The 14,377-nt window shown below is 70.2% G+C and carries 14 protein-coding genes and 1 tRNA gene; 11 read left to right on the forward strand and 4 right to left on the reverse strand.

The genetic code is table 11. The features are described 5' to 3' along the window. Positions 1 to 183 precede the first annotated feature (183 nt). Positions 184 to 816, reverse strand: a complete 633-nt coding sequence (locus CVO96_RS16415) for a C40 family peptidase (protein WP_103313159.1) — start codon at positions 814 to 816, stop codon at positions 184 to 186. Between the two features lie 422 nt (positions 817 to 1,238). Between CVO96_RS16415 and CVO96_RS16420 the strand changes: the two genes are divergently transcribed. From CVO96_RS16420 to aat, 7 genes are all read left to right on the forward strand, one after another. Further along, positions 1,239 to 1,628 carry a hypothetical protein gene (locus CVO96_RS16420; RefSeq protein WP_103313160.1) on the forward strand — a complete coding sequence of 130 codons (390 nt, stop codon included), beginning with the start codon at positions 1,239 to 1,241 and terminating at the stop codon, positions 1,626 to 1,628. Between the two features lie 78 nt (positions 1,629 to 1,706). After that, entirely contained in the window at positions 1,707 to 2,378 is a 672-nt protein-coding gene (locus CVO96_RS16425; protein WP_103313161.1) for a uracil-DNA glycosylase, read from the forward strand. 104 nt (positions 2,379 to 2,482) lie between these two features. After that, positions 2,483 to 2,746 carry a DUF1844 domain-containing protein gene (locus CVO96_RS16430; RefSeq protein WP_103313162.1) on the forward strand — a complete coding sequence of 88 codons (264 nt, stop codon included), beginning with the start codon at positions 2,483 to 2,485 and terminating at the stop codon, positions 2,744 to 2,746. 30 nt (positions 2,747 to 2,776) lie between these two features. Further along, positions 2,777 to 3,214 (forward strand): D-aminoacyl-tRNA deacylase, encoded by a 438-nt coding sequence (dtd, locus tag CVO96_RS16435; protein WP_103313576.1) that lies wholly within the window; start codon positions 2,777 to 2,779, stop codon positions 3,212 to 3,214. An 85-nt stretch (positions 3,215 to 3,299) separates the two neighbouring features. Next, positions 3,300 to 4,460 (forward strand): peptidoglycan DD-metalloendopeptidase family protein, encoded by a 1,161-nt coding sequence (locus tag CVO96_RS16440; RefSeq protein WP_103313163.1) that lies wholly within the window; start codon positions 3,300 to 3,302, stop codon positions 4,458 to 4,460. Positions 4,461 to 4,489: 29 nt separating this feature from the next. Beyond that, positions 4,490 to 4,921, forward strand: coding sequence for a PaaI family thioesterase (locus CVO96_RS16445; RefSeq protein ID WP_165795335.1), 432 nt, complete (start codon positions 4,490 to 4,492; stop codon positions 4,919 to 4,921). Continuing rightward, complete coding sequence (gene aat / locus CVO96_RS16450) at positions 4,922 to 5,545, forward strand: leucyl/phenylalanyl-tRNA--protein transferase (RefSeq protein WP_103313164.1); 624 nt, start codon at positions 4,922 to 4,924, stop codon at positions 5,543 to 5,545. Between the two features lie 180 nt (positions 5,546 to 5,725). Here the strand turns inward: aat and CVO96_RS16455 are convergent, their stop codons facing one another. Continuing rightward, positions 5,726 to 6,982: an Nramp family divalent metal transporter gene (locus tag CVO96_RS16455; RefSeq protein ID WP_103313165.1), complete on the reverse strand. Its 1,257-nt coding sequence runs from the start codon at positions 6,980 to 6,982 to the stop codon at positions 5,726 to 5,728. A 309-nt stretch (positions 6,983 to 7,291) separates the two neighbouring features. Between CVO96_RS16455 and serA the strand changes: the two genes are divergently transcribed. The 4 genes from serA (at position 7,292) to CVO96_RS16475 (ending at position 11,640) form a co-directional block, all read left to right on the forward strand. Then, complete coding sequence (gene serA, locus CVO96_RS16460) at positions 7,292 to 8,917, forward strand: phosphoglycerate dehydrogenase (RefSeq protein ID WP_103313166.1); 1,626 nt, start codon at positions 7,292 to 7,294, stop codon at positions 8,915 to 8,917. 289 nt (positions 8,918 to 9,206) lie between these two features. Further along, positions 9,207 to 10,604 (forward strand): amidase family protein, encoded by a 1,398-nt coding sequence (locus CVO96_RS16465; protein WP_103313167.1) that lies wholly within the window; start codon positions 9,207 to 9,209, stop codon positions 10,602 to 10,604. 60 nt (positions 10,605 to 10,664) lie between these two features. Further along, a tRNA-Val gene (locus tag CVO96_RS16470) sits at positions 10,665 to 10,739 on the forward strand. 571 nt (positions 10,740 to 11,310) lie between these two features. After that, positions 11,311 to 11,640 carry a cyclic-di-AMP receptor gene (locus CVO96_RS16475; protein ID WP_103313168.1) on the forward strand — a complete coding sequence of 110 codons (330 nt, stop codon included), beginning with the start codon at positions 11,311 to 11,313 and terminating at the stop codon, positions 11,638 to 11,640. Between the two features lie 41 nt (positions 11,641 to 11,681). Here CVO96_RS16475 and CVO96_RS16480 read toward each other — a convergent pair whose 3' ends face one another. Further along, positions 11,682 to 11,951: a hypothetical protein gene (locus CVO96_RS16480; RefSeq protein ID WP_103313169.1), complete on the reverse strand. Its 270-nt coding sequence runs from the start codon at positions 11,949 to 11,951 to the stop codon at positions 11,682 to 11,684. 592 nt (positions 11,952 to 12,543) lie between these two features. After that, complete coding sequence (gene chrA, locus CVO96_RS16490; RefSeq protein ID WP_103313170.1) at positions 12,544 to 13,920, reverse strand: chromate efflux transporter; 1,377 nt, start codon at positions 13,918 to 13,920, stop codon at positions 12,544 to 12,546. Between the last annotated feature and the right edge of the window lie 457 nt (positions 13,921 to 14,377).

Genomic DNA, 14,377 nt, shown 5'->3' on the forward strand with positions numbered 1-14,377 from the left:
CCGTGCCCGGAACACTCGTTTCCGGGCACGGCCCTCTTGTTCCGCCGGGTACTGGCCCGGTCGTCGACGCGGGTGCGGGAGGGAGCCCCTCGCCACCCTCCTCAAAAGGCGACACTCCCGCCCGGAAGCAGGAGTGTATCGATGAAACGCCTTGAGGTCAGTGGGGACGGAGCAGGGGAACCCTCAGTTCAGGACGCGGCGGGCGCCGTCGTAGCGGTTGGCCCAATAGGCGTTGCTGAACAGGGGCTCGACCACGGTGCGGCCCTGGTAGGAGTTGGCGTTGGCCATCATGCCGTTGCCCAGGTACAGCCCCACGTGGCTGGCCGTGCGGCCCATGGTGTTGAAGAACACCAGATCGCCGGCCTGCAGGTCGCGGCGGCTGACCGCCACGCCGGTGCGCCACTGGGCGGCGGCGGTGCGGGGCAGGTTGATGCCCATCTGCTGGAACACGCGCAGCGTGAACGCGCTGCAGTCGATGCCGCCGGCGCCCATGCCGCCCAGCGAGTAGCGGATGCCCAGGAAACGGCTGGCGGCCGCGCTGACGAAGGCCCGGCCGCCGCTGGCGGGGGCACTGGCCTGGGCCTGCGGAGCGCGGGCCGGGGCGCTCGCGGTGGCGGCCCCCCCGATCTCCAGACGCTGACCGACCTGGATCGTGCTGCTGCCCATGCGGTTCAGGCGCATCAGGGTCGGCGCGTCCGTGCGCGTGGCGCGGGCGATCGAGTACAGGGTGTCACCGGGTTTGACGGTGTAGGTAGCGGCGCTGGCGAAGGTGCTGCACAGGGCGGCGGCGGTGAGGAGCAGACCGGGGAGTTTCATCGACGTCTGGAAGTTTAACCCACGTTAATTCATTTGTCCTTTATTCAACGGCAAAGGGGGGGTTGGTATGCGCCTATACGGCGCCTATGCGTTTGGCCGATCTGGAAATTCACCGTTTGGCTCAGAGTTCTCAGACTCTTACTCACGTCTGACGGGGTTCGGTTGGAGCAGTGAGACACGGCAAAAAAGTGATCCGTGAACTTTCCGACATGCTCATCTTTCTCACATGAAGAATCAAAGAAGGGCCACTGTCCGCTCACTTTGGGCCCGATTCCGCCCCTCAGGGGGGGCCTTGCCCCCGTTGCCGAAGGGTCTCCCGGCCCGGCCCGCCGCGCCGCCGTTCCTCCTATACACTCTGCCCAGACGTTAGGACACGGCCAGGACAAGCCGCACGCCGTCAGCCCCGATGCGCCGGAGGACAGATGAAAGACACCATGACCACCGACCAGATCCTGCTGGGACTCAAACATTACCGGCGGATCGCCCGCCAGGACATGTTGCGCGCCACCGAAACCCCCCACCCCGAGGCCTTCCTGAAGCACGCCGAGAGCCGCCGCGAGGTCTACGTGACGCTGGGCACCTATGCCGAGAGGCACGCCACCGATGAGGTCATCGAGCACGCCCTGGGCCTCTACCGGGCCCTGCCCTTCGTGACCGGCACCGCCGAGCACGAGTACCCCGAGGTCAAGGGACAGGAAAACGCCCTGGAGAACTTCTTCCTGCTGATCGGCCTCGATCCCAAGGCCCGCCGGGAGGCGCGCAGCCAGCGCCCCCGCATGGAGCCCCGGCCCGGCGAACCCACCGCCCCCTGATGGGCGGGCGATTGAGCCCGGCATGACGGCTGTGCAGGCTCACGGCTGTGCAGGCCCCGCCCGCACTACCCTGCGGTCGTGACCGATCCGACTGCCGGGCTGGCCGCCCTGGAAGCCCAGGCCCGAGGCTGCGTGGCCTGCCCGCTGCGCCAGGGCTGCAGTCAGGTCGTGGTGGCCGAGGGCCGCGCCGACGCGCCGCTGCTGATCATCGGCGAGGGGCCGGGCGGCACGGAAGACCGCACCGGGCGGCCCTTCGTGGGCCAGGGCGGGCAGCTGCTCGACCTGATCCTGGCCGCGGCCGGAATCCGGCGCGACGAGGCCTACATCACCAACATCGTCAAGTGCCGCCCGCCGGGCAACCGCGATCCGCAGCCGCTGGAGACCGAGACCTGCACGGCCCTGTGGCTGGAGCCGCAACTGCGGCACTTGCGCCCGCGCGTGATCCTGAGCCTGGGCAACACGCCCACGAGCTACCTGCTGGGCACCCGCGCCGGCATCACGCGCCTGCGGGGCCAGTGGTTCCCCTTCCGCCACGACGACGCTCAGGGGGGCGAGTACAGCGCGTGGCTGATGCCCATGCTGCACCCGGCCTACCTGCTGCGCCACGACAGCCGCGTGCCCGGCGGCCCCAAGAGCCTGACCTGGCGCGACATCCGCGAGGCGGCGGCGGTGCTGCGGGGCGAGAAAGGCCCGGACGGCTTCGGCTCGCTGGCCCCGGCCGACATGCAGGGTCAGCCGGGCCTGTTCTGAAGCCTGGGTCTGAGGGATGCAGGCGTGGGTGCGGAGACCGGCCGACCCCACGATCGGCACGCGGCCCGGACACGCAGGCGCCGGGCGGAGGCTATCCTCACCCCATGCCCCACCCGGAATTCGTCGGACTCGTGAACTCGCTGCAGGCCACCGCCGAGGCGGCCCTGGGCGACCTGAACGCCGCCACCGCCAGCGCCGCCAGAGACGGGCTGCTGGAGGAGGGCCGCGCCCGTCAGACGGCCGAGCGCAGCCTGAAGCTGCTGACCATGCTGGCCGACAAGACCCGCGGGAACCTCGATTTCACCGAGGCCGACCTGCTGACCGGCGCGATCGCCAGCCTCCGTGCCCGGCTCGATCCGGGCCACTGATGACGGGTGCCCTATGACCGGGGCGGCTCGATGAAGGCCGTGGTGCAGCGGGTCTCGCGGGCGACCTGCACGGTGGGCGGCGTGGTCACCGGGCAGACCGGGCCGGGCCTGCTGGTGCTGCTGGGCGTGGCGCCCACCGACACCCCCCGGACGGCCGAGGCGCTGGCCGTCAAGATTGCCCGACTCCGCATCTTCTCGGACGAGGCCGGCAGGATGAACCGCTCGGTGCAGGAGACCGGCGGGGGTGTCCTGAGCATCAGCCAGTTCACGCTGTTCGCGGACACCCGCTCCGGCAACCGGCCCAGCTTCATCGGCGCCGCCCCGCCGGAGCAGGCGCGCGAGCTGTACGCCGCCTTCAACTCCTCGCTGCGGGCGCAGGGTCTGGAGGTCGGCGAGGGCGTCTTCGGCGCGCACATGGTCATCGACCTGAGCAACGACGGCCCGGTCACCCTGACCCTGGAGCTGTGACCCGGTGCCCTCAAGGCCGTCTGAGCGCTTCTCCAGCCGGTCAGTGCGGCGCGACATTCTCACCCGTTCCCCGTATGCTCCAGCTATGAGCCGCCGCCACATCCTTCTGCTGACCGCCCTGCTGACCGGCTCCCTGCTGACGGGTCTGGCCGGCGCGTACACCGTGAAACCCGGGGACACGCTGTATTCCATCGCCCGCGCCAACAAGACCAGCGTGGGCGCCCTGGTGCGGCTCAACCGCCTGAGCAGCACCACCCTGGAGGTCGGCCAGACGCTGCGGCTGCCCGGCGACCCGGCCGCGCCCGCCTCCGGCCCGGTCCGGCCCACACCTGGTCAGTCCAGCCGGCCGGCCACGCCGCCCACGGCGACCAGCAAACCCGGCCTGCCCGCGCCGTTGCCGGCCGAGCAGCTGGCCCCCACCTCGGCCACCGCGCGGATCGCCGGCATCAACGTGGACGTGCCGGCCAGCCTGCGGATGGGCGACGCCTTCATCCTGCGGCTGAGCGGGGCACGCGCGGCCCAGGCCACCGTCCGCTTTCCCAGCGAGGTGGGCGAGGACGTGCGAGAGCCCAACGAGGTGCTGCGTCCGGTGGGGGCGGCCGGCGAGTACCGGGTGTTCGGCCGGGTGGTGCTGGGCAAGACCACCCCGGTGGTCTACGAGGTCGGCATCGGCGGAGAGCTGATCCGGGGGCGGATTCCGGTCACCGGGCTCGACCAGCCCATCCAGCACCTGAACCTGCCGACCCGCATCAGCGGCGTGCTGCAGGATCCGGGCCGGCAGGCCGAGGACGCCGCGGTCGAGAAGGCCTACGCGCGGCGCACCCCGCAGCAGTGGACAAGGCCCTTCGCCCAGGCCCTGGCGCGTGGGGCCGCCACCAGCAGTTCCTTCGGGCAGCCGCGCACCTACACCGCCGGGGGCGAGGTGGCCTACCACTTCGGCGCCGACTACCCGGCGCCCGTGGGCACCGCCGTGCTGGCCGTCAACGACGGTACGGTGGTCATCGCCGGGAAGTACCCGGTGCGCGGCGGCCTGGTCGTGATCGACCACGGGGCTGGCGTGACCAGCCTGTATTTCCACCAGAGCCGGGTGGTGGCGAAGGTGGGGCAGCGTGTCCGGCGCGGCGACAAGATCGGCGAGGTCGGCAGCACGGGCCTGAGCGCCGGCCCGCACCTGCACCTGGAGATCCGCGTGCGCGGCGAGGGCACCAATCCCGCCGGCTGGTTCAACCGGCTCGCGCCCCTGTGAGACGCGCCTCCGCCTGTTAGCCTGGGCACATGCCTGAGCTTCTGCACCCCGAGCTGCCCACCCTGGACGACCTGAATGCCCTGGGAGAAGGGAAACTTCCCGGACTGATCGGCGTGCGCTTCACCCACGTGGAGCGCGGGCTGATCCGCAGCGAACTGAGCGTCCGGCCGGAACTGCTGGCCCCCAACGGCTTCCTGCACGCGGCGAGCATCGTGGCGCTGGCGGACACCTCCTGCGGCTACGGCACCCGGCTGCTGCTGCCGGCCGGGGCGAGCGGCTTCACCACCATCGAACTCAAGAGCAACCACCTGGGTACGGCGCTCGACGGCACCATCACCTGCGAGGCGCGCGCGGTTCACGCCGGGCGCACCACCCAGGTCTGGGACGCCGAGGTGCACAGCCCGCAGGGCAGGCCGATGGCCCTGTTCCGCTGCACCCAGGCCGTGCTCTACCCGCGCTAGATGCCCGCCGCCAGCGCGTTCCTGCTCCACCCCGATGGGCTGACCCGCGAGGTCGCGCGGGGCTACGCCGGCGGCGCCTTCCTGATGGACAACGGCGAGGGCGTGCAGTGGTATTCGGTGGCGGGCCGGGCCCTGGTGCCGCTGACCGAGGCCGCCGGACTGCACGTGTCCCGGCGTCTGCGCCGTGAGCTGCCCCGCTTCGAGGCGCGCCTGGACACGGCCTTCGGCGACGTGCTGCTGGGCTGCCGGGGCCGCCTGCCGGGCAGCCCCCCCCGTGACGGCGAATGGATCAGCGACGAGCTGAGCGCGCTCTATCACCATCTGTACCAGAGCGGCCTGGCCCACTCCTACGAGGTCTGGAGAGACGGGGCACTCGCGGGCGGTGTGCTCGGGCTGGCGCTGGGCGGGGCGTTTATCGCCGAGAGCATGTTCCACCGCGTCACGAACGCCAGCAAGGCCGCGCTGGTCGGGCTGGCGGGTCACCTCCAGGAGCGGGGCTTCACCCTGCTCGACGCCCAGATCCAGAATCCGCACCTGCAGACCCTGGGGGTCCGGGAGGTGAGCCGGGCCGCGTACCGCCCGCTGCTGCAGCACGCCCTGAGCGTGGAGGCCAGCTTCAGCTGAAGCGGACTGGGGTCGGGGCGGCCGGCCTGTGGTGTCCAGCGGCCCGGAGCGGATGTTGGGATACCGATGTGGGCGAGCGTGACGAACGCCGGGAGCCACACTTCAGCTGGCCCTCCCTCGAACAGAGCTGGGCTGGACGATATTTCCCTCGTCCAGCCCAGTCCCTGGATTCGCCGCCGTTCAGCTCCCGGTCGCCGCGCCCCACAGCAGGTAGATGTTCAGGGCGATGATGAGTCCGGCGAACAGCCAGCCCAGCGTGTTGACCCAGGGTTTGCTGACCAGCACGCCCATCACGTCGCGGCGGGCGGTGAACATCAGCAGGGGCACCAGCGCGAAGGGCACGCCGAAGCTCAGGATCACCTGCGAGAGCACCAGCGTGGCGGTCGGGTCGAGCCCCAGCCAGATCACGATGAAGGCCGGCAGCATGGTGATCGTGCGGCGCAGCCACAGCGGAATCTGGAAGCCCACGAAGCCCTGCATGATGACCTGCCCGGCCATCGTACCGACCGCCGAGGAACTCAGGCCGCTGGCCAGCAGGGCGATGGCGAAGGCCACGGCCGCCGCCGGCCCCAGCAGCGGGGTCAGGGTCTGGTAGGCGGTTTCCAGGTCGCCCGCGTTCTCGATGCCCTTGCCGTGGAAGGTCGCGGCCGCCACCGCCAGCATGCTCATGTTGATCAGCCCGGCGAGGCCCATCGCGGCGTACACGTCGATCCTGTTCAGGCGGCTCAGGCGCAGCTTTTCCTCGTCGGTGCGGGTGGGCACGCGCCCCTGCGTGAGCGCCGAGTGCAGGTAGATCACGTGCGGCATGACGGTCGCGCCGATGATGCCCACCGCCAGGTACACGGAGTCCACGCCCTGGAAGCTGGGCACGAAGCCCCGGCCCAGCGAGGCCAGCTCCGGGCGGGCCAGCACGAACTGCACCAGGTAGGCCGAGCCGATCACCAGCACGAAGCCGCCGATGGCGATCTCCAGCGGCCGGAACCCGCGCTTCTGTAGGGTCAGCAGCCAGAAGGTGATCACCCCGGTGATCGCCGCGCCCCAGATCAGCGGCAGGCCGGTCAGCAGGTGGATCGCCACAGCCGCGCCCAGAAACTCCGCGAGGTCGGTCGCCATCGCCACCAGTTCGGCCTGCACCCAGTAGAACCACACCACCGGACGCGGAAAGCGTTCACGGATCACCTCGGGCAGGTTCTTGCCGGTGGCGATGCCCAGCTTGGCGCTCAGGTTCTGGATCAGCATGGCCATCAGGTTGGCGGCCAGGATCACCCAGATCAGGGCGTAGCCGAATTGCGCTCCGCCCTGGATGTTGGTGGCGAAGTTGCCGGGATCCATATACGCGATCGAGGCGATGATCGCCGGGCCCATGAACGGCGCGATGCGGGCGAAGCCCCGGCGTCCGCCCCGGTTGTTCAGGATCTGCGTGGCCCGCGCCGTCATGCGGCTGTCCAGATCGTGGCCCGCCGACGCTGCCGTTCCACTTGCTGCCGGCCCTGGTGCTGCCGGCCCTGGTGCTGCCGGGACGGGTGCTGCCGGGACGGGCGGCTCGTCGGGCAGATCCGGGGTGGAGGAGGGGCGAACCGACATAATCGGATTTTAGGCATTCCTAAAATAGTTGTCCAGTCCCCTCAAAGGGGGAAGCCTTTACGTCCTGCGCCCGTTCCGCTGCCCGGTCTGGCTGCTCCGGCCTGCTGATGTCTCCCTAGCCATCTCTCCGCAGGGCGGCCTCCGGACGCTTACCCTGACCGCATGACCGCCCCCGCTCCTGCCCAGACCGAAGCGCAGCCCGGAGCCCCGCTCCGCGTGCTGATCTGCGACGAGATGAACCCCGGCGACCTCGACCACGCCGGCTTCCAGATCGACTACGAGGGCAATCTAGAGCGCGCCGAGACGCTGCGCCGCCTGCCCGGCTACGACGCCCTGATCACCCGCAGCCGCACCAAGGTCGACCGCGAGCTGATCGACGCGGCCGGCCCCCGGCTCAAGGTCATCGGGCGGGGCGGGGTCGGCGTGGACAACATCGACCTGGACTACGCCAGCCTGCGCGGCCTGCTGGTGCTCAACGCGCCGGAGAGCAACAACGTGTCGGCCGCCGAGCTGGCGATCATGCACCTGATGGCCGCCGCGCGCGGCCTGACCCGCTCCGACCGCCTGACGAGGGAGGGCACCTGGGATCGCAAGTTCCTGGGCCTGGAGCTCAAAGACCGCGTGCTGGGCATCGTCGGCCTGGGGCGCATCGGGAGCATGGTCGCCGACCGCGCCCAGGGCCTGCGGATGAGCGTGGTGGCCTACGACCCCTACGTACCGGATTCCAAGTTCGAGCGCCTGGGCGTGGCCCGCGCCACCACGCTCGACGAGCTGCTGGGCCGGGTGGATTTCCTGACGGTGCATACCCCGCTGACCGAGGAGACCACCGGCATGATCGGGGCGCGCGAGCTGGCCCTGCTGAAGAGGGACGCCATCGTGGTGAACGCGGCGCGCGGCGGAATCATCGAGGAGGCCGCGCTGGTGGCGGCGCTGCAGTCCGGGCACCTCTTCGGCGCCGGCGTGGACGTGTTCGTGGAGGAGCCGCCCACCCCCCAGCACCTGTTCCTGCAGGCCCCGAACCTGGGCATCACCGCGCACCTGGGCGCCAACACCCGCGAGGCCCAGGAGCGCGTGGGCGCCGAGATCGTCTCGCGCGTGCTCGACGCCCTGCACGGCGACGTGAGCAAGGGCGCCGTGAACGCCCCCGCGCTGGACGCCAAGACCCTGGAGGCGATCGGCGGCCACCTGCAGCTGGGCGAGAAGCTGGGCCGCATCCTGGCGCAGCTGCTGCCCGGCGCCCACGACGTCGAGGTCACCTTCCGGGGTGAATTTCCCGCCGATCCGGCGCCCATCGTCACGTCCGTACTGGTGGGTTACCTCTCGGGCAGCACTGACGAGCGCCCGAACATGATCAACGCCCGCGCGCTGGCCCGCGAGCGCGGCGTGAACCTCGCCATCCGCGAGGAGCAGGACAGCCCGGACTACCAGACCGAGGTGATCGTGAAGGTGACGGGCCACGCCGGCGAGCGCGAGCGCACCCGCACGGTGGGCGGCACCGTGTTCGGCAAGAGCCCGCGCCTGACCCGCCTGCGCGACTTCCGCGTGGAGCTGGAGCCCGAGGGCTACATCCTGATTGCCAGCAACGAGGACAAGCCCGGCGCCGTGGCGAAGCTGAGCACCCTGCTGGGCACCTGGGGCGTGAACATCGCCGGCATGGCCCTGGGCCGCGCCCAGAAGGGCGGCCAGGCGCTGTTCACCCTGACCCTCGACGACAACCTGACTCCCGACCAACTCCAGGCCATCCGCGCGCTGGACGTGATCGAGAGCGCTTATCTGGTCAAGGCCTGAAGTGGGTGTGTCGACCAACCAGCCTGCCCTGTGGCGTGGGCTGGCCGCTGCCTGTCTGCCCGGGGAAGTGGTGATGATCTGCCGTCTCCATCCTCTCGACGGATCACTCTGACAGCGGGGAAGGGTCTGGAGCCAGCGCGAGTCATTCGTCTCCATCGCCTGCGCTCTTCGCCTGGAGCCGACCCGACTGGACGGAGCGGCCTTTCGTCTCCACCGCTCCTCGAGTCGTGATCCCGGATGGCCGCGCCTCAAGCGGTCGGACGGGCAGATCGGGCTCTAGAGTGGGCCGGTGACCCCCGACCTGCTGACCCTGGACGCCACCTCCCTCGCCGACGCGACCCGGCGCGGCGAGGTGCTCCCCTCGGCCGCCACGCGCGCCTACCTCGAACGCCTGAACGCCCTGAACGGCCGCCTGCGCGCCGTCATCACCGTCAGTCCCAGTGCCCAGGCCGAGGCGGACACGCTGGACGGCCTGCCGGACGCGCAACGGGGCGCGCTGCACGGCGTCCCCATGCTGATCAAGGACAACCTGGACGTGGCCGGGTTGCCCACCACCGCCGGCAGCGTGCTGATGCGCTCGCATGTGCCTGCCCAGGACGCGCCCGTCGTGGCCCGCCTGCGGGCGGCCGGCGCGGTGATCCTCGGGAAGGCCAACATGACCGAGTGGGCCAACTTCATGACCGTGGGGATGCCGAACGGCTATTCCTCGCACGGCGGCCAGACCGTGAACCCCTGGGGCGAGGGCCTGGACACCGGGGGCAGTTCCTCGGGCAGCGGCGTGGCGGTGGCGGCCCGGCTGTGCGCTGCGGCCATCGGCACCGAGACCAGCGGCAGCATCGTCAGCCCGGCGCACCAGAACGGGGTGGTGGGCCTGAAACCCTCGATGGGGCTGGTGCCGCGCACCGGCATCGTGCCTATCAGCTCCAGCCAGGACACCGCCGGGCCGATCACCCGCTCCGTGCGCGACGCCGCCCTGATCCTGGGCGTGATCGCGGGGCCGGACGAGCGCGACCCCGTGACCCTGACCCCGCCGACTCCGGAACAGAGCCCCGTCCACGGCCTGCAGGGCGCCGTGATCGGCCTGATCCGCGACGAGCTGCACGCGACCTCCGGCGAGTCGGCGGCGCTGGAGCAGGTCGAGGCGGCCCTGCGCGGCGCCGGGGCCACCGTCCGCGACGTGACCTTCCCCAGCCGCGCCGAGCTGGAGGCGGCCGGCTGGATGCTGGAGGTGCTGGAATACGAATTCAGGGGCGACCTGAACGCCTACCTCGCCGGCGTCACGGATGGCCCACGCACGCTGGCCGAGGTCATCGAGGGCAACGACGCCGATCCCGCGCGCGCCCTGCGCTTCGGGCAGACCCTGCTGCACGCCGCCCAGGGCACGCGGGGCGACGCCAGCGAGCCCCATTACGCCCAGGCCCGCGCCCGCGACCTCGACCTGACCCGCACGCGCGGCTTCGATCCGCTGTTCGCCTCCGGCCTGCACGCCGTGGTCTTTCCCGGCATCCACGGCTATGGTCTGGCGGCCAAGGCCGGCTACCCCAGTCTGGCGCTGCCCACCACACCGGCCGGGAGAAAGCCGGGGGGCGTGCTGCTGGTCGCCCCGGCCGGCGGAGACCACGCGCTCCTGGCGCTGGCTGGAGATCTCAGTGGCCGGCTCGGCGGCGTGACCCTGCCGGAGCTGTGAGGTGGCCCGCACCGCCGACTTGCGCGCCGCCTCCACTTTCATTAGGATGACTCTCCGCGCGGGCGGTTAGCTCAGCGGTAGAGCTTTCGCTTTACACGCGACGGGTCGGGGGTTCGAATCCCTCACCGCCCACCACAAGAACCCTGTCCTGGACAGGGTTTCTCTTTTTGCCCTCGCTGCCCGATCAATCGTTTCAGCCAAGGCTTCAGCCAAGTGGCAAAAACAGTGCATACCTGCATACGGTCGGGGCACCTGCCACAGCGGCGGCCAGAATGTCGCGGGCGGACGAGACACCTCAGGGACGGGGTCAGGTTCTGGCCCATGCTCCCGACAACAAACAGTGGTTGATTCCGACGCACCATGTCACGCTGACCGGATGAAGGTGGCCGCACTGTGCCAGGGAGTCCGGTCTGCCCTGCACCACGTGGGAGATCGCGCTGTCACCACATCCGCCCGAAAAAAGCCATCTGACCCGGGGAGCCGGTCATGGACACCTGCCTGCAGTTCCAGACCTCCACCAGGTCTCCAGGCGCGTCGACAGCGCAGGCCCCAGTCGTCCCCTCAGCCCCCGACGTGCGGGAAGCTCAGCAGGGACTGCGCGAGCCGGCGCTGGTAGGCCGGCTGGGCAAGCCTCGGCCCTTCCACTGGAGGCACATTGATGTCAGTTTCGCCCCGGTTCCAGACCTATTGACTGCTACCCTGAGCCATGAAGCTGGTGCTCGCCATCATCCAGGATGCCGACGCGTCCGCGCTGATGCGGGCGCTGACCGACCACGCCTTCGAGGTCACCAAACTGGCCAGCACCGGCGGCTTCCTGCGCGAGGGCAACACCACCCTGATGATCGGCGTGAGCGATGAGCGCCTCGACGAGCTCAGGCGGCACGTCGGTCAGACCTGCCGCACCCGCAGCCGTCTGGTCGCTCCCAGCGTGCCGATGGGCGAGCAGGGCGAGAGCCTGATCAGCGAACCCATCGAGGTGCCGGTGGGGGGCGCGGTGCTGTTCGTGCTGGGCGTGCAGGAGTTCATCAGGGTCTGATCCTGGGCACGCTGCCTTGGCTGCTGGGAGACTGGACTCCATCACGCTGAGCCGTCTCGCTCGAAGACGTGCAGGACGCTCAATCCCAGGGGCGTGAGGCCGTACCGGACGTATCCATAGCCCTGAATGTTCCAGGTGCTCAGAAGCTCGATGAGCTCCTGAGCCATCAGCATGTCGAGGTCGGACGGACTGACCACCGTTCCGCCCATCACGGACTCGACTGCCGTCCCGCGTCCCGTGGTGTCCGTGCGCTCCAGCAGCGAACCCAGGCGGATCCACTGCAGCAATCGCGCGTGCGCCTCACTCAGCATGCGGATCGGCGTTCGCCGTGCGTGGCCCCCGCTGCTGTCCGGAGGCCACCTCCCTGGCGAGGGGATGTCCGTTCCGCTGCCTGTGCGTGCCCGAACCACCCGGCCGCCGGACGGTAGTCCGCGCTTCTGGGGACAGGTCAACCCCCGGTGTCGGGCTCACCTCCTGGGTGACGGCGCGAGGTCGGGCGCCAAGCGGGCGTCGCCGGCCTCGCTGGCGCCCGCCAGGAACTGTCCCGGCAGGCCGCGCGTGGCGGCGCTGATGGCCGGGCTGGGGCCGATATCGGCAATGTCGATCTGCCCCGCCGCGAGCGTCGGGGCGTGGGTCAGGTTCGGGACAAAACCCCAGCCGAACCGTGGTGGCTGGCTGGGCAGGGGCGGGAATCAGGGTGGCGCTGGACAGGGCCATCAGCCTGCTGACGGCGCGGAACCATCGGCGCGGTCGGAGATGGGTGGGAGCAGGTCGCATGATGTCCTCCAGGGGGAGAGGGCGGGAACTGCGGGCCAGGTCGAAGGGTGCCGCATTGTCCGCAGTGGCCCGCTCCTGAGGATGTGAGCCGGTCGATAGGATCACCCGGCCTCTTTCAGAATCCCTTCATCCTGGCGCGAGGCCGAACCACAGCCCGCCCAGCAGGGCGCTGCCGAAGAGCACGACGAAGGTGCTGAGTTTGAAGCGCCACAGCGCCACGCCCGCCAGGACGGCCAGCAGCAGGGAGGACACACTCAGCGTGTCCCACTCGGGCATCGACAGCTGCAGTGGCCCGGCCTGCACCTCGGTCACCTGGCCGAACAGCACGTGCAGCGCGAACCAGATCGACAGGTTCAGGATCACCCCCACCACCGCTGCCGTGATCGCGCTCAACGCCCCCGAGAGCGCCCTGTTCCCCCGCAGCCGCTCGATGTACGGCGCCCCCAGGAAGATCCACAGGAAACACGGCGCATACGTCGCCCAGGTCACCACGACCGACGCCAGCACCCCGGCGGCCAGCGGGCTCAGGGCGCCTGGATCGCGGAAGGCCCCCAGGAAGCCCACGTACTGCACCACCTGGATCAGCGGCCCCGGCGTCGTCTCGGCCAGCCCCAGGCCGTTGAGCATCTCGCCCGCCGTGAGCCAGCCATAGGTCTGCACCGCCTGCTGCGCCACATAGGCGAGCACCGCGTAGGCCCCGCCGAAGGTCACCACTGCCATCACGCTGAAGAACTTCGCCTGTTGCCAGAACACGCTGCCCCAGCCCAGGGCGGCCCCGACCAGCAGCAGTGGCCCGAACCACAGCCCCAGTCCGGTCGCCAGCACCCGCCAGAAGCGGTGCCAGCCCGGCGTGACGTGCGGGGCGGTGGCAGCAGTGATCAGGGCGTCTGGACTCTCCTCCTGGCTTTTCCCCCCACCATGCCCTCCAGCCTGGAACACGTCCGGTCGCCGCTGGCTGCCGAGGTAGCCCACGAGCCCCGCCACGATGATCACCACCGGAAAGGGAACATTGAAGAAGAACAGCGCCACGAAGGCCAGCGCGGCGATGCCCCACATCACCCTATGCTTCAGGGCGCGTTTCCCGATGCGCTGCACGGCCTCCAGCACGATCACCAGCACCGCCGCCTTGAGGCCGAAGAACAGCGCCTGCACCGGGGTGGTGTCCTGGTACAGGGCGTAGACGACGCTGAGGATCAGGATGGAGAGGAAGCCGGGCAGCACGAACAGGCTGCCGGCGATGACGCCGCCGCGCGTGCCGTGCATCAGCCAGCCGATGTAGATGGCGAGCTGCTGGGCTTCCGGGCCGGGGAGCAGCATGCAGTAGTTCAGGGCGTGCAGAAAGCGTTCCTCGCTGATCCAGCGCTTCTCATCGACGAGGATGCGGTGCATCACGGCGATCTGCCCGGCTGGGCCGCCGAAACTCTGGGCGGCGATGCGGGCCCAGACGGCGGTGGCCTCACGCTGGGAGACGCCGTGGGTGGGGCGCACAGGGGCCTGGGTCATGTCGAAACCTCCGGGCAGGGTGGGAGCGAAACAGCCTGAGGAGGCAAGGCGACCGGATGAGGGGTCAGCCGTTCTGGCCAGGCCATCCCTCAGCTTGACAGAGGGAAGCAGAGAAAGACCCGTCGCGGTTCTTGGTCTTTGGGCAGGAGGGGACGTTGCGTGGAGGAGAGTTCGGGGATCAGCGCAGGGCTTCCGCGCCCTGACGATGCTGGCGGGCACGGTGATGGCGTGGGCCATCCCGACCGCCTTGTGGATGGCGACCTTGCGCGCAGAGGCATGAGTCGCCCGACGGGGTGCAGGCCCTGACGAGGAAGCAGTGGCGCCGGCACGTCAACCCCTTCGGCCGCATCCGTTTCGATCACGGACGCCTGAGTGGTCGTCAGGTGCAGCCTGTCCAGCCCCCCGGCGTCATTCGGGTGGTTGTGCAGCACGTCCCCGGGCAACACCGCCGTCGGCC

The sequence above is a fragment of the Deinococcus koreensis genome (assembly GCF_002901445.1).
In the GTDB taxonomy this organism is placed as follows: domain Bacteria; phylum Deinococcota; class Deinococci; order Deinococcales; family Deinococcaceae; genus Deinococcus; species Deinococcus koreensis.